Genomic DNA, 20,421 nt, shown 5'->3' with positions numbered 1-20,421 from the left:
TGGCGCGGCGGGTGTCAGCCGGCTACTCGTACGGCGAGCGCGTCGCCGATCTCCGAGGTGGAACGGGCGGGCAGACCGCCGCGCTCACCGAGGTCGGCCGAGACGGCGTCCTCGATGCGGGCGGCCTCGGCCTCGTAACCGAGGTGGCGCAGCAGCAGGGCGACGGACAGGACCGTGGCGGTGGGGTCGGCCTTGCCCTGGCCGGCGATGTCGGGCGCGGAGCCGTGCACCGGCTCGAACATCGAGGGGAAGTCGCGGGAGGGGTTGATGTTCCCGCTGGCCGCGACGCCGATGCCGCCGGAGACGGCCGCGGCGAGGTCGGTGATGATGTCGCCGAAGAGGTTGTCGGTGACGATCACGTCGAAACGGGCCGGGTCGGTGACCAGGTAGATGGTCGCGGCGTCGACGTGGATGTAGTCGGTGGTGACCTCGGGGTACTCCGCGGCCACCTTGTGGAAGACGTCGGTCCACAGGTGGCCCGCGAAGGTCAGCACGTTGTTCTTGTGGACCAGCGTGAGCTTCTTGCGGGGCCGGGCCTGGGCGCGGGCGAAGGCGTCCCGCACGACGCGCTCGACGCCGTAGGCGGTGTTGACGGACACCTCGGTGGCGACCTCGTGCTCGGTGCCCTTGCGGATGGTGCCGCCGTTGCCCGTGTAGGGGCCCTCGGTGCCCTCGCGGACGACGACGAAGTCGATCTCGGGCTGGCCGGCGAGCGGGGTGGCGACGCCGGGCAGGAGCTTGCTCGGCCGCAGGTTGACGTGGTGGTCGAAGGCGAAGCGGAGCTTGAGCAGGAAGCCGCGCTCCAGCACCCCGGACGGCACCGAGGGGTCGCCGATCGCGCCGAGCAGGATGGCGTCGTGGGCCTTGAGGGCGTCGAGGTCGGCGTCGGTGAGGGTCTCACCGGTGGCGTGGTAGCGCCGGGCGCCGAAGTCGAACTCCTTGGTCTCCAGCTTCACATCCTGCGGAAGGACGGCGGAGAGGACCTTCAGACCTTCGGCCACGACCTCCTGGCCGATGCCGTCACCGGGAATGACTGCGAGATTGAGGATGCGAGAGCTTGCCGACATGCGCAGCACCCTACTCCTCGTCCCACGGGATGACACGAGGCGTCCGGCATGCGGACGCCAGGGTCGTCCGGCGGCTCAGTGGCCGGTGGCGCCGCCGTTGTCCCGGCGGTCGAGGGCGCGCTGCAGCGCGGCCGCGGCGTTCTTGCGGTCGGAGTCGCTGGTACGGGAGAGGTGGCGGACTCGGCGGCGGACGGTGGTCTCGGCCATGGGAATCGACTCCTTCGGCACAGCACCCGGGGGTGCGGAGAAAGGGGATTGCGAGAGGCCGGAAGGGGCGGGGAGCGCGGTGCCGCAGGGGTCGCCTGCACGGGCACGGACGCGCGGCCGCCCTTCGCTCGATCGAGCGGGACGTTCGGCTCCTACAAAGTTAAGGGCGCCCGCCGCGTCTGTCTGCACAATTACTCGGACTTCCTACTATCTGAGACGGTGCGATGGCTCACACCGCTCCGACCTGCGAAAACGCCCGGCGGGCCAGATCGGTCGACCGATCTGGCCCGCCGGGCGTCGCGCGCGACCCGTCAGCCCATGTGCGGGTAGGTGTAGTCGGTCGGCGGGACCAGCGTCTCCTTGATGGCGCGGGTCAGCGTCCAGCGCATCAGGTTCTGCGGGGCGCCGGCCTTGTCGTTGGTGCCGGAGGCACGGCCGCCGCCGAAGGGCTGCTGGCCGACGACGGCACCGGTCGACTTGTCGTTGATGTAGAAGTTGCCGGCCGCGTAGCGCAGCTTCTCCATGGTGTACGCCGCCGCCGCGCGGTCATTGGCGATGACCGAGCCGGTCAGGGCGTAGTCGGACACCGACTCCATCTGGGTCAGCATCTCGTCGTACGCGTCGGCCTTGCTGTCGTCGTACACGTACACGGCGAGGAACGGGCCGAAGTACTCGGTGCGGAAGACCTCGTTCTCCGGGTCGGTGCACTCGACGACGGTCGGGCGGACGAAGTAGCCGACCGAGTCGTCGTAGGAGCCGCCCGCGACGATCGTGCAGGTCTCGTCCTCCTTGGCCCGGTCGATGGCGGCCTTGTTCTTGGCGAAGGACCGCTCGTCGATGACGGCGCCGATGAAGTTCGACAGGTCGGTGACGTCACCCATGGTGAGGTAGTCGACCTCGGCGGCGAACTCCTCCTTGAACCCGTCGTTCCAGATGGACGCCGGGATGTACGCGCGCGAGGTCGCGCTGCACTTCTGGCCCTGGTACTCGAAGGCGCCGCGGGTCAGCGCGGTCTTGAGCACCGCGCGGTCGGCGCTCGGGTGGGCGACGAGGAAGTCCTTGCCGCCGGTCTCGCCGACCAGGCGCGGGTAGGTGCGGTACTTCTCGATGTTGTTGCCGACCGTCTTCCACAGGTGCTGGAAGGTCTTGGTCGAGCCGGTGAAGTGGATGCCCGCGAGGTCCCGGTGCTCCAGGGCGACCTCGGAGACCGCGATGCCGTCGCCGGTGACCAGGTTGATGACGCCCTTGGGCAGCCCGGCCTCCTCCAGGAGCTGCATGAGCAGCACGGCGGCGTGGGTCTGCGTGGGGGACGGCTTCCAGACCACCACGTTGCCCATCAGGGCGGGGGCGGTGGGCAGGTTGGCCGCGATCGCGCTGAAGTTGAACGGCGTGATCGCGTAGACGAAGCCCTCCAGCGGGCGGTGGTCCATGCGGTTCCACACGCCCTGGGAGTTGGCCGGGGGCTGCTCGGCCAGGATGTTCCGCGCGTAGTGGACGTTGAAGCGCCAGAAGTCGACCAGCTCGCAGGGGCTGTCGATCTCGGCCTGCTGGGCCGTCTTGGACTGGCCCAGCATGGTGGAGGCGGCGATGGTCTCGCGCCACGGGCCGGACAGCAGCTCGGCGGCGCGCAGGATGATCGCCGCGCGGTCGTCGAAGGACATCGCGCGCCACGCGGGGGCGGCGGCCAGGGCGGCGTCGATCGCGTCCTGGGCGTCCTGCTGGGTGGCGTTGGCGTACGTGCCCAGGCGGGCCTTGTGGTTGTGCGGCTGCACCACGTCGAAGCGCTCACCGCCGCCCATCCGCTTCACACCGCCGATGGTGCAGGGCAGGTCGATCGGGTTGTCGGCCAGTTCCTTGAGCTTGGCCTCCAGGCGGGCGCGCTCCGGGGAACCGGGGGCGTAGCCGTGCACCGGCTCGTTGACGGGGGTGGGGACCTGGGTCACAGCGTCCATGGGTTCCGTAACTCCTTTAACTGAGCGGTCTTGCGAGCGGGTGGGCTCAGCCCTTGCTGACCATCGAGCGGGCGAAGAACCGGAGGTTGGCCGGCTTCTCCGCCAGACGGCGCATGAAGTAGCCGTACCAGTCGGTGCCGTAGGCGGTGTAGACGCGCATGCGGTGGCCCTCGGCGGCCAGCCGCAGGTGCTCGTCGCCCCGGATGCCGTACAGCATCTGGAACTCGTACTCGTCGAGCTTGCGGCCGGCGGTGCGGGCCAGTTCCTGGGCGATGGAGATCAGGCGCGGGTCGTGCGACCCGATCATCGGGTAGCCCTCGCCCTCCATCAGCGTGCGCAGGATCCGCACGTACGCCTTGTCGATCTCGTGGCGCTGCTGGTACGCGACCTCTGCGGGCTCCTTGTAGGCGCCCTTCACCAACCGTACGCGAGAGCCGCTGTCGGCGAGGCGGCGCGCGTCGGCCTCGGTGCGGAAGAGGTAGGCCTGGATGACGCAGCCGGTCTGCGGGAAGTCCTTCCGCAGCTCCTCGTGGATGGCGAACATCGAGTCGAGGGTGGTGTGGTCCTCGGCGTCGAGGGTGACGGTGGTGCCGATCCCGGCGGCGGCCTCGACGACCGGGCGGACGTTGGCGAGGGCCAGCTCGTGCCCGCCGTCCAGCGCCTGGCCGAACATGGAGAGCTTCACGGACATCTCGGCGCGGGTGCCCAGCTCCAGCGGCTTGAGCCGGTCGATCAGCTCCAGGTAGGCGTCGCGGGCGGCCTCGGCCTGTGCGGGGGTGGTGATGTCCTCGCCGACGACGTCCATCGTCAGTTCCAGGCCCTGATCGGTGAGCTCCCGGATGATCGGCACGATCTGGTCGACCGTCTCGCCGGGGATGAACCGGTCCACGACCGGCTTGGTCACGGGCGCGGCCGAGACGAGACGACGCATCCGGTCGCTGCGCGACGCGGCGAGAATCACGGGACCCAGCACGGGGCACCTCCACTTACCAACCAACACAGGGGCCGCTGCCCGCGTAAGGGGGAACGGCACGGAGAACCACCGTGAAATCTAAGGATGCTCCCGATCGTGGGCCATCGACACCTGTCACGCATCCGTGCCGCGGATCTCAGACACATGTATGAAGGCCGCGCGCACGTGGGGCAGAATGCCCGGGTGACGTCCGATTCCAGAGCTGCCGCCGGCTCCGGTGGTGCCCGTGGTGACTACCAGGAGCTGGTCGACGAGCTCTCCGAGCTGCTCGGCGCGCCCGCGACCCTGGAGAACCGCGACTTCGAGCTGATCGCCTTCGGCGCGTACGACAGCGAGGGCGACCTCGACCCCTCCGTCCTGGACCCGGTGCGCACCCGTTCGATCCTCACCCGGCGCTCCACCGCCGCGGTCCGGGCGTGGTTCGAGAGCTTCGGCATCACCCGCGCGACCGGCCCGGTCCGCATCCCGCCGACCCCGGAGGCGGGCGTGTACCGGGGCCGCACCTGTCTGCCGGTGCGCCATCGGGGTGTGGTCCTCGGCTACGTGTGGCTCCTGGACACCGACCCGGGCCCCGGCGAGCGGCAGCTCGCGGCGGCGATGCAGGTGACGGCGCGGATCGGCGCACTCCTCGCCGACGAGGCGCAGCACGGCGCGGACCTGAGCCGGGAGCTGCGGGCGGTGCTGACGGCCGAGCGGGAGTGGCAGCGGGACATGGCCGTGGCGGAGCTGCGCAGCGCGCTGGGCCCCCGGGCCGAGACGCCGCACGCGGTGGTCTGCGTGGCGCCGTGGCCCTCGGCCGACCCCGACGACGCGCCCTCGGTCCGTACGGTGCCGGGCGCCACGGCGCTGTGCACGGTGCCCTGGTCGGCCTCGGCCGTGTCCCTGGCGCTGCTGGTGCGGCTGCGCTCCGCGGACGTGCCGGCCCCGGCGACGTCGGCGGCGGGGCGGCTGCTGGAGCGGGCGGGGGCGCGGGGTCCCGGCCGGCCGCCGGGCGGGGCCGGTGACGCGGGCGGCGTGGCGGCCGGTGTCTCCGCGCCGCGCACGGGTCTCGCGGACCTGGGGACGGCCTGGGCGGAGGCGTCGGCGGCGGCCCGGGCGGCGCGCGCGGAGGCACGGTTCGGGCCCGTCGCGCAGTGGACGTCGATCGGCGCGTTCCGGCTGCTGACCTCGCTGCCCGCGCGTTGTGCCGACGACCCCGCCGTACGGGCGCTGCTCTCCCCCGCCCACCGCGAACTCGCCCGTACGGCCGAGGTGTACCTGGACTGCGCGGGCCAGGCCGGCCGCACCGCCGCCGAGCTGGGCGTCCACCGCCAGACGCTGTACTACCGGCTCTCGCGCGTCGAGCAGCTCACGGGCCTGGACCTGGACGACGGCGAGGACCGGCTGCTGCTGCACATGGTGCTCAAGGCGCGTCGCCTGTAGCGGCCTCGATCACCCGGCGGAGGCCCTCGGTCAGCGCGTCGGCGTCGGGGGCGCTCTTCGGGTCGAAGGTCCACTGGGCGATGAGGCCGGTCATCAGGGTGACGTAGAACGCGCCCAGGGTGTCCGTCGTCCCGTCCGTGACGTCCTCCTCCCTGCCGCCCATGAGCAGGGGGATGATGCCGCGTCCGGCCTCGCGCTGGGCCCGGCCGAGGTGGTCGCGCAGCTCGGGCATCCGGTCTCCCATGACCAGCACCTCCATGCTGAGGCGCCAGATGGAGCCGGGCTCCCGCATGGTGCCGATGATGTTGGACCACACGCGCTGGAACCGCTCGACCGAGCCCGGTTCGGTGTCGCCGAGTGCGGAGCCCTCCCCCTCGAAGGCGCCCCCCATCCCCTCGATCAGCTCGATGTACGCCTGTGCGAGCAGGACGTCCTTCGAGCCGTAGTGGTATCCGATGGACGCCAGGTTGGTCCCCGACTCCTTGACGATGTCGCGGGCCGTCGTGCGCGCGAACCCCTTGGCCAGCAGGCAGCGCTTGGCGCCTTCGAGCAGATCCTCACGGTGTCCCATGCCGCCACCCTACCCAGCCGCCCATACGCACGTCTTACACAGATGTTCTATACAGCCGTTCTAGACAGGCGTATAAGACATGCGTACAGTCCTCGCCATGACAACGAACCCGTCCCGGGCCGGCCGCCGCGAGTGGACCGCGCTGGGCGTACTGATGCTTCCGCTGCTGCTGGTCTCGATGGACGTCTCCGTCCTCTACTTCGCGATTCCGGCGATCAGCGCGGACCTGGAGCCGAGCGGCACCCAGCAGCTCTGGATCTTCGACGTCTACGGCTTCGTCCTGGCCGGCCTGCTGATGACCATGGGCTCCGTCGGCGACCGCATCGGCCGCCGTCGACTGCTGCTCGCCGGTGCGGTGGCCTTCGGCGCGGCCTCCCTGGTGGCGGCCTACGCGGACAGTGCCGAGACCCTGATCGCGGCCCGTGCCGTCCTCGGCATCGGCGGCGCGACCCTGATGCCGTCCACGCTGGCCCTGGTGCGCACGATGTTCACCGACCCGGCCCAGCGCGCGAAGGCCATCGCCCTGTGGTCCGGCGTGATGACGGCCGGGGTGGCCCTGGGCTCGGTGCTCAGCGGTGTCCTGGTGGAGTACTTCTGGTGGGGCTCGGTCTTCCTGGTCAACCTGCCCGCGATGGCACTGCTGCTGGTGCTCGGCCCGTTCCTGCTGCCCGAGTCCAAGGACCCCGCGCCGGGCCGCTTCGACTGGCCGAGCGTCCCCCTGTCGATGGCCGCGGTGCTTCCCGTCGTCTACGGCCTCAAGGAGATCCCGTCCGAGGGCTGGAACGTCCGCTACGTCGTCTCGGTCACCGTCGGCCTGCTCTTCGCGGCCCTGTTCGTGCACCGGCAGCGCACGGCGGCGTCACCGATGATCTCCCCGGCCCTCTTCCGCGGGCGCGGCTTCGCCCCCGCCGTCGCGCTGAACCTCGTCTCGGCGTTCGGGATGATGGGCTCGGCCTTCTTCACCACGCAGTACCTGCAGTCGGTGCTCGGCAAGAGCGCGATGGAGGCCGCCCTGTGGGCGCTGCTGCCCTCGGTGCCGATCGGCTTCGCCGCCCCGGTGGCGGCCTCGCTGGTGCAGCGGGGCGTGCACCGCGCCCACGTCGTCGCGGCCGGCTTCGCGGTCGCCGCGTGCGGCTACGGCCTGCTGGCCCTGGCGGGCACGGACTCGCTGTGGCTGGTGCTCGCCGCGTGCGGCGTCCTCGCGTCCGGGATCGTCATGGTGATGTCGCAGCTCATGGACCTGGCCCTGGGCACCGTCCCGGTGGAGCGGGCGGGCTCGGCGTCCTCGCTGATGGAGACGGGCACGGAGTTCGGCGGGGCGCTCGGCATGGCGGTCCTCGGCTCCGTCGGCACCGCCGTCTACCGCCACGGCGTCCCCGACTCGGCCCCGGCCGCGGCCCACGAGACGCTGGGCGGCGCGCTGGCCGTCGCCGACCGGTTGCCGGGGCGCGCGGGAGACGCCCTGGCGACGGCGGCCCGGGAGGCGTTCACGCAGGGCATGCAGGGTGCGGCGGTCACGGGCGCGGTGGTGCTCGCGGGCGCGGCGGTCCTGGCGGCCACGGTGCTGCGGCGGGCGCGGGTGCACGAGCAGGCGGCCACGGAAAACGCCGGACGGGCTGACCGACTCAGCCCGTCCGGCGTGTGAAACCAGGCCCGCTCAGGGCCGTGTGCGGGGTCCGGGGGCAGCGCCCCCGGACCTCACACCAGGTTGACGGACCGGGCCGACGTCGCCCCGATCTCCGCCGAGACCTCCGCCAGCACCCCGGAGGGCACGGTGTCGTCGACGGTCAGGACGGCCAGCGCCTCGCCGCCCACCGTCGCCCGGGCGACCTGCATGCCGGCGATGTTGATGCCGGCCTCGCCGATCACGCGGCCGACGGTGCCGACGACGCCGGGACGGTCCTCGTAGCGCAGGACGACCATGTGGTCGGCGAGGGCGAGGTCCACGTCGTACTCGCCGACGGCGACGATCTTCTGGAGGTGCTTCGGGCCGGCCAGCGTGCCGGAGACCGACACCTCCTCGCCGTCCGCGAGGGTGCCGCGCACGGTCACCACGTTGCGGTGCTCCGGGGACTCCGAGCTGGTGGTCAGCCGGACCTCGACGCCGCGCTCCTGGGCGAACAGCGGGGCGTTGACGTACGACACGGTCTCGTCGACGACGTCCTCGAAGACGCCCTTGAGGGCGGACAGTTCCAGCACCTTCACGTCGTGCTGGGTGATCTCGCCGTAGACCTCGACGTCGAGGCGGACGGCGACCTCGCCCGCGAGGGCGGTGAAGATGCGGCCGAGGCGCTCGGCGAGCGGCAGGCCCGGCTTGACGTCCTCGGCGATGACCCCGCCCTGGACGTTGACCGCGTCGGGGACCAGCTCACCGGCGAGGGCGAGGCGCACCGACTTGGCGACGGCGATGCCGGCCTTCTCCTGGGCCTCGTCGGTGGAGGCGCCGAGGTGCGGGGTGCAGACCACCTGGTCGAACTCGAACAGCGGCGAGTCGGTGCAGGGCTCCTTGGCGTACACGTCGAGGCCGGCGCCGGCCACGCGGCCCTCCTTGAGCGCCGAGTACAGCGCCTCCTCGTCGACGATGCCGCCGCGCGCGGCGTTGACGATGCGGACGCTCGGCTTGACCTTGCGCAGCGCCTCCTCGCCGATCAGGCCGAGGGTCTCGGGGGTCTTGGGGAGGTGGACGGTGATGAAGTCGGAGACCTCGAGCAGCTCGTCCAGCGACAGGACCTTGACGCCCATCTGCGCGGCCCGCGCGGGCTGTACGTAGGGGTCGTAGGCGACGACCTTCATGCCGAAGGCCGACATGCGCTGCGCGACGAGGGCGCCGATGCGGCCGAGGCCGACGACGCCGAGGGTCTTCTCGGCCAGTTCGACACCGGTGTACTTGCTGCGCTTCCACTCGCCGTTCTTCAGCGCGGCGTTGGCCTGCGGGATGTTGCGGGCGGTGGCGACGATGAGACCGCAGGCCAGCTCGGCGGCGGTGACGATGTTGGAGGTCGGGGCGTTGACCACCATCACGCCGGCCTTGGTGGCGGCGGAGACGTCGACGTTGTCCAGGCCGACGCCGGCGCGGGCGACGACCTTGAGCTTCTGGGCGGCGGCGACGGCCTCGGCGTCGACCTTGGTGGCGGAGCGCACCAGGATCGCGTCCACGTCGGCGATGGCGGGGAGCAGTTCGGCCCGGTCCGCGCCGTTGCAGTGGCGGATCTCGAAGTCGGGGCCGAGCGCGTCCACGGTCGCGGGCGACAGCTCTTCGGCGATGAGTACGACGGGTTTCGAGCTCACGTGAGTCCTCACAAGTCCAATGCGGACGGCCGTCCCGACGGCCGCATTCGGTGTCGCTAAGCCGCGTGGAAGACGCACGACGCTGTGGGCCCGACGCGTATGTGTTCAGCAGTGTAGTGGCGTGGCGGTGGTCGTCCTGCGCCTGTGCGGAAGGATCACCCGGAAGTGGCCGTGAGGGGTGCCCGGCACGCGGGCACCCCTCACGGCGCGGGAGACCTACGCCTCCTCGTCGACCCAGCTCATGAGCTTGCGCAGCTCCTTGCCGGTGGTCTCCAGCAGGTGCTCGGAGTCCTGCTTCTTGTACTCGTTGTACTTCTTCAGACCGCCGTGGTACTCGTCCATCCAGTTCTTGGCGAACGTGCCGTCCTGGATCTCGGCGAGGACCTTCTTCATCTCGGCCTTGGTGGCGTCGGTGATGATCCGCGGGCCGGTGACGTAGTCGCCCCACTCGGCGGTCTCGGAGATCGACCAGCGCATCTTCTCCAGGCCGCCCTCGTACATGAGGTCCACGATCAGCTTCAGCTCGTGCAGGCACTCGAAGTAGGCGATCTCCGGCTGGTAACCGGCCTCGGTCAGGGTCTCGAAGCCCGCCTTGACCAGCGCGGCCGTGCCACCGCACAGGACCGCCTGCTCGCCGAAGAGGTCGGTCTCGGTCTCCTCGGTGAAGGTGGTCTTGATGACGCCGGCGCGGGTGCCGCCGATGCCCTTGGCGTAGGACAGGGCCAGCGCGAAGGCGTTGCCGGAGGCGTCCTGCTCGACGGCGGCGATGCAGGGAACGCCGCGGCCCTCCTCGTACTGACGGCGCACCAGGTGGCCCGGGCCCTTGGGGGCGACCATGCAGACGTCCACGCCGGCCGGGGGCTTGATGAAGCCGTAGCGGATGTTCAGGCCGTGACCGAAGAACAGCGCGTCGCCGTCCTTCAGGTTGTCCTTGATGTCCTTCTCGTAGACCTCGGCCTGGATCGGGTCCGGGACCAGGATCATGATGACGTCGGCCTCGGCGGCGGCCTCGGACGGGCTCACCACGCGCAGGCCCTGCTCCTCGGCCTTGGCCTTGGACTTGGAGCCCTCGTGCAGACCGACGCGCACGTCGACGCCGGAGTCGCGCAGCGACAGGGCGTGGGCGTGGCCCTGGCTGCCGTACCCGATGACCGCGACCTTGCGGCCCTGGATGATGGACAGGTCGGCGTCGGCGTCGTAGAACAGCTCGGCCACTGGGTTCTCTCCTTGGGTGCGGGTGTTGCGTCCCACCGTATGCCGGTGGGGGGAAGGGAAGTCTCGGGGTCTCGGAATGCGGGCGGCCGGTGGTGTCCCCGGCCGCCCGGTTCCGTCGTTATGCGGACCGGTCGAGTGCGCGCAGCGAGCGGTCCGTGATCGAACGGGCGCCGCGGCCGATGGCGATCGTGCCGGACTGGACGAGTTCCTTGATGCCGTACGGTTCCAGCATCCGGAGCATGGCGGTCAGCTTGTCGCTGCTCCCGGTGGCCTCGATGGTGACGGCCTCCGGGGAGACGTCGACGGTCTTGGCGCGGAACAACTGGACGATCTCGACGATCTGGGAGCGCGTCTCGTTGTCGGAGCGCACCTTCACCAGAACGAGTTCGCGCTGGACGGCCTGGGTGGGCTCCAGCTCGACGATCTTGAGCACGTTGACGAGCTTGTTGAGCTGCTTGGTCACCTGCTCGAGCGGGAAGTCCTCGACGCTCACGACGATGGTGATGCGGGAGATGTCGGGGTGCTCGGTGACGCCGACGGCGAGCGAGTCGATGTTGAAGCCGCGGCGGGAGAAGAGGGCGGTGATCCGCGCCAGGACGCCGGGGGTGTTCTCCACCAGGACGGAGAGCGTGTGCTTGGACATGGTCTCTTGGGTCTCTCTCGCTCAGTCGTCTTCGTTGTCGCCGAAGTCGGGGCGGACGTCCCGGGCGGCCATGATCTCGTCGTTGGAGGTGCCGGCCGCGACCATCGGCCAGACCATCGCGTCCTCGTGGACGATGAAGTCGACGACGACGGGGCGGTCGTTGATGGAGTTGGCCTCCTCGATCACCTTGTCGAGGTCGGCGGGGTCCTCGCAGCGGATGGCGTAGCAGCCCATGGCCTCCGACAGCTTCACGAAGTCGGGGACGCGGGTGCCGCGGGCCTCGGGGTTGACGTCGTCCGGGCCGGAGTGCAGCACGGTGTTGGAGTACCGCTGGTTGTAGAACAGGGTCTGCCACTGGCGGACCATCCCGAGGGCGCCGTTGTTGATGACGGCGACCTTGATCGGGATGTTGTTCAGGGCGCAGGTGGTCAGTTCCTGGTTGGTCATCTGGAAGCAGCCGTCGCCGTCGATCGCCCAGACGGTGCGGTCGGGCCGGCCCGCCTGGGCGCCCATGGCGGCCGGGACGGCGTAGCCCATGGTTCCGGCGCCGCCGGAGTTCAGCCAGGTGGCGGGCTTGTCGTACTGGACGAAGTGGGCGGCCCACATCTGGTGCTGGCCGACGCCGGCCGCGAAGATCGTGCCCTCGGGCGCCAGTTGCCCGATGCGCTCGATGACCTGCTGCGGGGAGAGCGAGCCGTCCGCGGGCTGGTCGTAGCCGAGGGGGTAGGTCTCGCGCCAGCGGCTGAGGTCCTTCCACCAGGCGGTGTAGTCCCCCTTGTTGCCCTCGTCGTGCTCCTTCTGGACGGCCTGCACGAGGTCGGCGATGACCTCGCGGGCGTCGCCGACGATCGGGACGTCGGCGGCGCGGTTCTTGCCGATCTCGGCCGGGTCGATGTCGGCGTGGACGATCTTGGCGTGCGGGGCGAAGCTGTCCAGCTTGCCGGTGACGCGGTCGTCGAAGCGGGCGCCGAGGGCGACGATCAGGTCGGCCTTCTGCAGCGCGGTGACGGCGGTGACCGCACCGTGCATGCCCGGCATCCCCACGTGCAGCGGGTGGCTGTCGGGGAACGCGCCGAGCGCCATCAGGGTGGTGGTGACGGGCGCTCCGGTCAGCTCGGCGAGGACCTTCAGCTCGGCGGTGGCCCGGGCCTTGAGGACGCCGCCGCCGACGTAGAGCACGGGGCGCTTCGCCGCGGAGATCAGCTTGGCGGCCTCGCGGATCTGCTTGGCGTGCGGCTTGGTGACCGGGCGGTAGCCGGGGAGGTCCATGACCGGCGGCCAGGAGAAGGTGGTCTTCTTCTGGAGGATGTCCTTGGGGATGTCGACCAGGACGGGTCCGGGGCGGCCGGTGGAGGCGATGTGGAACGCCTGCGCGATCACCCGGGGGATGTCCTCGGCCTTGGTGACCAGGAAGCTGTGCTTGGTGATCGGCATGGTGATGCCGACGATGTCCGCCTCCTGGAAGGCGTCCGTGCCGATCGCGGAGGACACCACCTGCCCGGTGATCGCGACCAGCGGCACCGAGTCCAGGTTGGCGTCGGCGATCGGGGTGACCAGGTTGGTGGCGCCGGGACCCGAGGTCGCCATGCAGACGCCGACCTTGCCGGTGGCCTGCGCGTAACCGGTGGCCGCGTGGCCGGCGCCCTGCTCGTGGCGGACCAGGACGTGGCGCACCCTGGTGGAGTCCATCAGCGGGTCGTAGGCCGGAAGGATCGTCCCGCCGGGAATGCCGAATACCGTGTCGGCGCCGACCTCCTCGAGAGAGCGAATGAGGGACTGCGCACCCGTGACGTGCTCGGGGGCGGACTGTCCTCCGGATCGGGGCCGGGGCTGCGGGTGAGCCCCGGTGGCCTGCTCGGTCATCGGCGTTCTCTTCTCGAGGCTGAGGGTTTGTGCGAGGTTCGGGCGATCTGTTCTGCTGCTCGGCAGGTGCCTGTGCAACAAAAAACCCCTCGTGCCATAAGGCAAGCGAGGGGAGCGCGTCGGTGGGGGTCGCCGGGAGTCCGGGTCGGTCCGGACGTCACCAGCTTCAGCCGACGCGCTTTCCAAGTACGAGAATTCGGGTGCGCATGGCACTGACCTTCCCTCCGGCGCGCACCCACTGTCAAGTGGGTGGGACGGGAGTCTCATTATGTGAGCGCAGGGCCGTGCCACCACTCAGGACGGCCGGCAGTCCGGAGGTGACGCCCCCGGCGGCCGGGCCGCCGACGCCCTTGGCGTACACCCCGGCGCCGCCGCCCGCGAAGGCCGGTTCGGCAGGGCCGTGCGGCACCGGGTAGTGGCCGGTGCCCAGCGCCCTGCGCAGCCGGTACTCGTCCAGTGCCCCGGAGAAGGCCATGCCCTGTCCGTGCGTACAGCCCATCGCGCGCAGGGCGACGATCTGCTCGGGCAGGTCGACGCCGTCGGCCACGGACTTCAGTCCGAGGTCGGTCGCGATGCGCAGCAGACCGCTGGTGATCTTGTGCAGGCGCGCCGACTCCACCACGCCCTCGACCAGACTCCGGTCCAGCTTGAGGATGTCCACGGGCAGGCGCCGCAGCGCGGTGATCGCCGCGTACCCGCTGCCGAAGCCGTCCAGCGCGATGCGGACACCGACCCTGCGCAGGGCGTTGAGCCGGCGGTCCAGTTCGTCGAGGCCGACCCGTGGGTCGATGTCCGACAGCTCGATCACGAGGGAGCCCGGGGGCAGCCCGTGCCGGGTCAGCAGGGCCTCCACGGAGCCCAGCGGCATGGAGCGGTCCAGCAGGCGGCGGGCGCCGATGCGTATGGCCACGGAGACGGACAGCCCGGCGGCGGCGCGCTCGGCGGCCTGGGCGACGGCCTCGCGGAGCACCCAGCGGTCCAGTTCGGCGGTTCTGTCGCCGTCCTCGGCCACCCGCAGGAACTCGGCGGGGGTGAACAGCACGCCCTGCGAGGAGCGCCAGCGCGCCTGGGCGCAGACCGACGTGATCCGGCCGTCCGTCAGGGAGACCACCGGCTGGTGCAGCAGTGCGAACTCCCCGTCGTGCAGCGCGGCCCGCAGACGCGTGGCCAGCTCTGCCTTGCGTACGACGTCCTGCTGCATCTGCGGCCGGTACAGCTCGACGCGCCCCTTGCCGCCCGCCTTGGCCCGGTACATGGCGAGGTCGGCGTTGCGCAGCAACTCCCCCGCGCCGAGGCCCGGTTCGGCGAAGGCGACGCCGATGGAGGCGTTGACCCGGACTTCGTTGCCGTCGATGAGGTAGGGCTGGGAGAGGGTCAGTCTGAGCCGCTCGGCCAGCTCCCGGATGTGGCCCTCGCGGGCGGCCCGGTCCCGGGCGCCGTCCCCGACGATCAGCGCCGCGAACTCGTCGCCGCCCAGTCTGGAGGCGGTGTCGCCCTTGCGGACGGCCTCGTGGAGTCTGCGGGCGGCCTGCACGAGCAGTTCGTCCCCGGCCTGGTGCCCGATGGTGTCGTTGACGCCCTTGAAGCCGTCGAGGTCGATGAAGAGCACCGCCGTGCCGCGCAGGGCGCTGCCCCGGTCCAGGGCGCGGCGGCCGGAGAGGGCCTGCTGGACGCGCCGGGTGAACAGGGCGCGGTTGGGCAGGTCGGTGAGCGGGTCGTGTTCCGCGTTGTGCTGGAGCTGGGCCTGCAGGCGCACTCTTTCGGTGACGTCCCGGCTGTTGAAGATGAGGCCGCCGTGGTGCCGGTTGACGGTGGACTCGACGTTGAGCCAGCCGCCCTCCCCGGAACGGAAGCGGCACTCGATGCGGGTGGTGGGCTCCTCGGCCGGGTTGGCGGCCAGGAACCGGCGCACCTCGTGCACGACGCAGCCGAGGTCCTCGGGGTGGATGAGCCCGGCCAGCTCGCTGCCGACCAGCTCCTCCGCCGGGCGCCCGTAGACCCCGGCGGCGGCCGGGGAGACGTACCGCAGGATGCCGCTGGGCGCGGCGATCATGATGACGTCGCTGGAGCCCTGGACCAGGGAGCGGAAGTGGTTCTCCTTCTGGGCCAGTTCCTGGGTGAGGACGATGTTGTCGAGCAGCATGATGCCCTGCCGGACGACGAGCGCGAGCACCACGGTGCCGCCGGTCAGCAGCACCACGCGGTCGACGCTGCGGCCGTTGAGCACGTTGTAGAGGATGCCCAGGGTGCAGACGGCGGCCGCGAGGTACGGCGTGAGCGCGGCCAGGGAGCCGGCGATGGGGCGGGCGGCCGGGTAGCGGCCCCGTTCGCCGCCCTGGCCGGGTCCGGGCAGGGAGGGGGGCGCGGCGGGCGGTGCGGAGGGGGGCGCGGGCCGGTGGGCGGTGCCGCGCTGTGCGGGCACGTGCTCGCGCACCACGCGGGTGTGGCCGCCGGGGCCCCGCTCGTCCGGCGCCGCCCGCCCGCGCCGGGAGGCGGCCCAGGGCGCGTACGCGAGCAGCAGGGAGCCCGCGAACCAGCCGGCGTCGAGCAACTGCCCGGAGCGGTAGCTGTTGTGGAGCAGCGGCGAGGTGAACAGGGCGTCGCACACCACCGTCAGGGCGAGGGCGCCGATGGCGGTGTTGACGGCGGATCTGCAGACCGGCGAGCGCCGGAAGTGCAGCGCGAGCACCATGCTGACCAGCGCGATGTCGAGCAGCGGGTACGCCACCGAGAGCGCCGCGTGCGCCACGCTGGACCCGCCCTCGGCCTTCGCGGCCTGGGCGAGCGCCAGGCTCCAGGCCAGGGTCAGCAGCGAACCGCCGATCAGCCAGGCGTCCAGGCCCAGGCAGATCCAGCCGGCCTTGGTCACCGGCCGCTTGGCCAGCACGAGGAGCCCCACGATGGCGGGCGGGGCGAAGCACAGGAAGAACAGGTCGGCGTAGCTGGGGCTGGGCACCGGCACCCGCAGCACGACCTCGTACCACCCCCAGACCAGGTTGCCCAGGGAGGCCATCGCCGAGGAGAGGGCGAAGAGCAGCCAGGCCGACCGGAAGCGGACGCGGCGGCCCCGGGCGTAGAGGAGGCAGGAGACGGCGGCGGTGGCCGCGGCGGCGCTCAGCCCGAAGTCGCCCATGATCCGGGCGACGTAGTCGGAGCCCCAGCCGAGCGCGGCACCGACGGCGTAGGCCGCGCAGACCAGGGCCAGCACGAGCTGGCGGACCAGGGGCGTCGCGCCGGCGGCGGCCGGGGACCGGGGCAGCAGCGGCCCGGGCGCGGTCTGGCCGCGCAGCGCTCCGTCCAGCGTGGGCACGGGCGGGGGGCTCACCTCGGCCCCCCGGTCCGCGCCGCTCCCGTGTCCCGCGCGCACCGGCACCGGTGGACCGGCCGCGTCTGCCTGCGGTGCTCGGCCGCCCGGTGCGGGTGGGGGCGGTGCCGGACGGGGCGGCCCCCACCGCACGCGGTCGTGGGCGTCGTGCGCCAGGGTCGCCGGCGGCGGCTCCGCCGCGTCGGATCGTTGGTCCACAGGCCGTGCATCGCCCGTCGCCCCCCTCACAGTCTGAGATGTCCATCCCCGGCGCCGTGACGGTGCGCGGCGCATCCCCTGTCGGACGATACACCAGTCTCGTCACTCAGGGACATAGGTTCTCTACTCTCCGTGACGACCAGCGGATATGCGCGCACCCGCCGCATCCGGGACATTGCGGAGGGTGCCCGAAGCGGACTACGCGCCCGTCGTCAGGATCACGTTGCGCAGGGGCTCCCGGTTCACGAAGCGGTTCAACTGGTCCACCAGCAGCCGCTCGGCACGGGGCAGGAAGGCGGAGGTCGGACCGCCTGCGTGGGGGCTGACGACTATGCCGGGAGCATGCCAGAGCGGGTGGCCCGGCGGCAGCGGTTCGGGGTCGGTCACGTCGAGGGCCGCGGTCAGGCGTCCGCTCTCCAGTTCGGCGAGCAACGCCTTCGTGTCCACGACCGGCCCGCGGGCCACGTTGACGAGCAGGGCGCCGTCCTTCATGCGGGCCAGGAACTCGGCGTCGGCCAGGCCACGGGTGGCCTCGGTGAGCGGCGTGGCCAGGACGACGACGTCGGCCCGCGGGAGCAGGGCGGGGAGTTCGGTGAGCGGGTGCACGGGGCCGCGCTCCGTGGTGCGGGCGGAGCGCGCGACGCGCACGACCGGCGCGACCTCGAACGGCACGAGCCGGTCCTCGATCGCGGCGCCGATCGATCCGTACCCGACGATCAGCACCGTGCGGTCCGCCAGCGCGGGCCGGAACCCCCCGCCGAGCCACTCGCCGCGGTCCTGCGCCCGCACGAAGTCCGGGATGCCGCGCAGCGAGGCCAGGATGAGGGCCAGGGTCAGCTCCGCGGTGCTGGCCTCGTGCACGCCGCGCGCGTTGCACAGCCGTACGCCCGCGGGCAGGTGCCGCAGGCCGGGTTCGACGTGGTCGATGCCGGCGGAGAGGGTCTGGACGACCTGGACGGAGCGCATCTCGGGCAGCGGGCGTACGCCGATCCCGCTGGGCTTCATGTAAGGGACGACGTAGAAGGCGCAGTCGGCCGGGTCGGCGGGATAGGTCTCCTCACCGTCCCAGTGGCGGTAGGCGGGGCCCTCGGGCAGGCCCTCGATCGTGTCCGGGGGGATGGGCAGCCACACGTCAGCAGTCATGGTCAGGAGGCTATGTCAGAGGGCGAAGGGGCAGAGGTTAGGTTGGGTGGCCTGACGAGGGAGGGTCACGACCGGTGGAGCGCAGGACGATCGGCGCGACGGCACTCGCGGTGGGGGCCGTCGGACTGGGGTGCATGCCGATGAACTGGGCGTACAGCGCCTCGCGGCAGCGGGGCGACGAGTCGCTCAGGGCCGTGCACCGGGCCCTCGACCTCGGCGTCTCCCTGCTGGACACGGCGGACATGTACGGCCCGTTCACCAACGAGCTGCTGCTGGGGCGGGTGCTGAAGGAGCGGCGCTCCGAGGCCTTCGTGTCGACCAAGGTCGGTCTGCTGGTGGGCGAGCAGCACATCGTGGCCAACGGCCGCCCGGGCTATGTGAAGCGGGCCTGCGACGCGTCCCTGCGCCGGCTCCAGACGGACGTCATCGACCTCTACCAACTGCACCGCGCCGACCCCGAGATACCCGTCGAGGAGACCTGGGGCGCGATGGCGGAGCTGGTGCGGGCCGGGAAGGTGCGGGCGCTCGGCCTGTGCGCGGTCGGGGCGCGCTCGGCCCGGCGGCCGGGGGCGCGGCTGCACGACGCGACGGTCCGCCAGCTGGAGCGGGTGCAGCAGGTCTTCCCGGTGAGCGCGGTCGAGGCCGAGCTGTCGGTGTGGTCGCCGGAGGCGCTGCGGACCCTGCTGCCGTGGTGCGCCTCGCGCGGTGTCGGATTCCTGGCCGCGATGCCGCTGGGCAACGGCTACCTGACCGGCACGCTGACGCCCGGCCAGGGCTTCGAACCGGAGGACCTGCGGGCCCGCCACCCCCGCTTCACCGCCGAGATGATGGCGGCCAACCAGCCGATCGTGGCCACGCTGCGCCGGATCGCGGCCCGGCACGGCGACGGGGTGACCGCCGCGCAGGTGGCGCTGGCCTGGGTGCTGGCGCAGGGGCGGCACGTGGTGCCGGTGCCGGGCACCAAGCGGGAACGCTGGGTGACGCAGAACGCGGGCGCGGCGCGGCTGCGGCTGACCGAGCGGGACCTGGCGGAGCTGCGGGGACTGCCGCCGGCCCAGGGGTCCTGGGAGTGAGGCGTGCGGCGGCCCGGCCGCCGCGGGGTTCGGGATTCGGCGATCGGGAACTTGGGGAGCCCCTGCGGTGTATGACAGGGAGAACCCGCCGCGTGGAAGGGACCAAGATCGTGCGACGTCGAGCCGTGCCGGCCGTACTGGCCGCCGTTTTCCTGCTGACGGCCGGCTGCTCCTCCGGCGGGGATCCGTCCGGGGCGGACGCCGGCGCCTCCTCACCGGCCGGTACCACGGCGCAGTCCTCGCCGGCCGGATCGCCCGCGCGGGAGGCACCGCCCGCGAAGGGCTCGGTGAAGGTGCTCCGCACGGTCGCCACGGGACTGAACAGCCCCTGGGGCCTGGCCCCGCTGCCCGGCGGCGACCTGCTGGTCTCCTCCCGCGACAAGGCCACCGTCACCCGCGTCGACACGAAGACGGGCGAGAAGACGGAGCTGGGCGAGGTGCCCGGGGTCTCCGCGTCCGGCGAGGGCGGCCTCCTCGGCATCGCGCTCTCCCCCCGCTACGCCTCCGACCACATGATCTACGCCTACTACACCTCCGCCTCCGACAACCGCATCGTGCGCATGCTGTACGACGAGAAGAAGCCCGCGGGACGGCAGCTGGGCGCGCCGGACACGATCTTCCGGGGCATCCCCAAGGGCGTGATCCACAACGGCGGGCGGATCGCGTTCGGCCCCGACAAGATGCTCTACGCGGGCACGGGCGAGAGCGGCGACACGGGGCTGTCGCAGGACAAGAAGTCCCTCGGCGGCAAGATCCTGCGGATGACCCCGGACGGCGAGCCCGCGCCCGGCAACCCCTTCCCCGACTCCCCCGTGTACTCGTACGGCCACCGGAACGTGCAGGGGCTGGCCTGGGACGGCAAGCAGCGGCTGTTCGCCTCGGAGTTCGGCCAGGACACCTGGGACGAGCTGAACGTGATCAAGCCGGGAGCCAACTACGGCTGGCCCGACGCGGAGGGCAAGGGCGGCGGTCCGGGCTTCCAGGACCCGATCGCCGAGTGGCACACCGACGATGCCTCCCCCAGCGGCATCGCCTACGCCGAGGGCTGCGTGTGGATGGCGGGGCTGCGCGGTGAACGGCTGTGGCGCATCCCGCTGGACGGGACGCGGGTCTCGGCCGCCCCGCAGACCTTCCTGAAGGGCGAGTACGGGCGGCTGCGCACGGTGGCCCCGGCGGGCGGCGACAAGCTGTGGCTGGTCACCAGCAACACGGACGGCCGCGGCAATCCGAAGGGCGGCGACGACCGGATCCTGGAGCTGGCGGTGAAGTAGCCCGCCGGCTACTCCTCCTCCGGGTCCGCCGCCTCGTCGGCGCGCGGGCGCAGGACGACGACCTTGCCCGAACCGAGGTCTATCGGGCCGCGCCCGGGGTCGCCGTCGCCGACGTCCTCGCGGGTCAGTTCCAGGCGGTTCTGCTCGTCGTGGGTGTGCTTGCGACCGGGGGAGAACAGTTCCTCGAAGGCGTTGAACACGGTGTCTCCG

16 protein-coding genes are annotated in these 20,421 nt (G+C 71.8%); 4 read left to right on the top strand and 12 right to left on the bottom strand.

Annotation, left to right across the window (positions count from 1 at the left end; all coding sequences use genetic code 11):
• Positions 1 to 14: 14 nt before the first annotated feature.
• The 4 genes from Sdi02f_RS12025 to Sdi02f_RS12010 form a co-directional block, all read right to left on the bottom strand.
• The gene (locus tag Sdi02f_RS12025) at positions 15 to 1,067 is read right to left on the bottom strand and encodes a 3-isopropylmalate dehydrogenase (protein WP_030402372.1); all 1,053 of its coding nucleotides are present in this window, start codon (positions 1,065 to 1,067) and stop codon (positions 15 to 17) included.
• Positions 1,068 to 1,142: 75 nt separating this feature from the next.
• Positions 1,143 to 1,274: a hypothetical protein gene (locus Sdi02f_RS36720; RefSeq protein ID WP_007444772.1), complete on the bottom strand. Its 132-nt coding sequence runs from the start codon at positions 1,272 to 1,274 to the stop codon at positions 1,143 to 1,145.
• Between the two features lie 311 nt (positions 1,275 to 1,585).
• On the bottom strand, positions 1,586 to 3,226 hold the full coding sequence (gene pruA / locus Sdi02f_RS12015; RefSeq protein ID WP_030402373.1) for an L-glutamate gamma-semialdehyde dehydrogenase: 1,641 nt from the start codon (positions 3,224 to 3,226) through the stop codon (positions 1,586 to 1,588).
• A gap of 46 nt (positions 3,227 to 3,272) precedes the next feature.
• Positions 3,273 to 4,199 (bottom strand): proline dehydrogenase family protein, encoded by a 927-nt coding sequence (locus Sdi02f_RS12010; protein ID WP_030402374.1) that lies wholly within the window; start codon positions 4,197 to 4,199, stop codon positions 3,273 to 3,275.
• A 144-nt stretch (positions 4,200 to 4,343) separates the two neighbouring features.
• Here Sdi02f_RS12010 and Sdi02f_RS12005 point away from each other — a divergent pair, with 144 nt between their 5' ends.
• A complete protein-coding gene (locus Sdi02f_RS12005) occupies positions 4,344 to 5,621 on the top strand; it encodes a PucR family transcriptional regulator (RefSeq protein ID WP_174843332.1) in 1,278 nt (425 codons plus the stop codon).
• On the opposite strand, the gene Sdi02f_RS12000 is transcribed toward Sdi02f_RS12005, so the two are convergent.
• On the bottom strand, positions 5,602 to 6,192 hold the full coding sequence (locus Sdi02f_RS12000) for a TetR/AcrR family transcriptional regulator (RefSeq protein WP_030402376.1): 591 nt from the start codon (positions 6,190 to 6,192) through the stop codon (positions 5,602 to 5,604). The two genes, Sdi02f_RS12005 and Sdi02f_RS12000, sit on opposite strands and share 20 nt — an antisense overlap.
• Before the next feature lie 79 nt (positions 6,193 to 6,271).
• Here Sdi02f_RS12000 and Sdi02f_RS11995 point away from each other — a divergent pair, with 79 nt between their 5' ends.
• Positions 6,272 to 7,837, top strand: a complete 1,566-nt coding sequence (locus tag Sdi02f_RS11995; protein ID WP_108933219.1) for an MFS transporter — start codon at positions 6,272 to 6,274, stop codon at positions 7,835 to 7,837.
• Positions 7,838 to 7,890: 53 nt separating this feature from the next.
• Here Sdi02f_RS11995 and serA read toward each other — a convergent pair whose 3' ends face one another.
• From serA to Sdi02f_RS11965, 6 genes are all read right to left on the bottom strand, one after another.
• Complete coding sequence (gene serA, locus Sdi02f_RS11990; RefSeq protein WP_030402378.1) at positions 7,891 to 9,480, bottom strand: phosphoglycerate dehydrogenase; 1,590 nt, start codon at positions 9,478 to 9,480, stop codon at positions 7,891 to 7,893.
• Positions 9,481 to 9,696: 216 nt separating this feature from the next.
• Positions 9,697 to 10,695: a ketol-acid reductoisomerase gene (gene ilvC, locus Sdi02f_RS11985; RefSeq protein ID WP_019329769.1), complete on the bottom strand. Its 999-nt coding sequence runs from the start codon at positions 10,693 to 10,695 to the stop codon at positions 9,697 to 9,699.
• A 118-nt stretch (positions 10,696 to 10,813) separates the two neighbouring features.
• On the bottom strand, positions 10,814 to 11,338 hold the full coding sequence (gene ilvN / locus Sdi02f_RS11980) for an acetolactate synthase small subunit (protein WP_003973483.1): 525 nt from the start codon (positions 11,336 to 11,338) through the stop codon (positions 10,814 to 10,816).
• A 21-nt stretch (positions 11,339 to 11,359) separates the two neighbouring features.
• Positions 11,360 to 13,201 carry an acetolactate synthase large subunit gene (locus Sdi02f_RS11975; RefSeq protein ID WP_030402380.1) on the bottom strand — a complete coding sequence of 614 codons (1,842 nt, stop codon included), beginning with the start codon at positions 13,199 to 13,201 and terminating at the stop codon, positions 11,360 to 11,362.
• 241 nt (positions 13,202 to 13,442) lie between these two features.
• Entirely contained in the window at positions 13,443 to 16,526 is a 3,084-nt protein-coding gene (locus Sdi02f_RS11970; RefSeq protein WP_031086249.1) for a putative bifunctional diguanylate cyclase/phosphodiesterase, read from the bottom strand.
• 396 nt (positions 16,527 to 16,922) lie between these two features.
• Entirely contained in the window at positions 16,923 to 17,867 is a 945-nt protein-coding gene (locus tag Sdi02f_RS11965) for a 2-hydroxyacid dehydrogenase (protein WP_063788313.1), read from the bottom strand.
• Between the two features lie 74 nt (positions 17,868 to 17,941).
• On the opposite strand from Sdi02f_RS11965, the gene Sdi02f_RS11960 reads away from it, so the two are divergent.
• Positions 17,942 to 18,940: an aldo/keto reductase gene (locus tag Sdi02f_RS11960; protein ID WP_030402383.1), complete on the top strand. Its 999-nt coding sequence runs from the start codon at positions 17,942 to 17,944 to the stop codon at positions 18,938 to 18,940.
• 71 nt (positions 18,941 to 19,011) lie between these two features.
• Entirely contained in the window at positions 19,012 to 20,211 is a 1,200-nt protein-coding gene (locus Sdi02f_RS11955; protein WP_108933218.1) for a PQQ-dependent sugar dehydrogenase, read from the top strand.
• Between the two features lie 8 nt (positions 20,212 to 20,219).
• On the opposite strand, the gene Sdi02f_RS11950 is transcribed toward Sdi02f_RS11955, so the two are convergent.
• Positions 20,220 to 20,411 (bottom strand): DUF6191 domain-containing protein, encoded by a 192-nt coding sequence (locus tag Sdi02f_RS11950; RefSeq protein WP_030402385.1) that lies wholly within the window; start codon positions 20,409 to 20,411, stop codon positions 20,220 to 20,222.
• Positions 20,412 to 20,421: the final 10 nt, after the last annotated feature.

Source organism: Streptomyces ardesiacus (assembly GCF_003112575.1).
GTDB classification, from domain to species: Bacteria; Actinomycetota; Actinomycetes; order Streptomycetales; family Streptomycetaceae; genus Streptomyces; species Streptomyces ardesiacus.
Note: the sequence above shows the minus strand (reverse complement) of the source record. Positions and strands in the feature narration are given on the sequence as shown.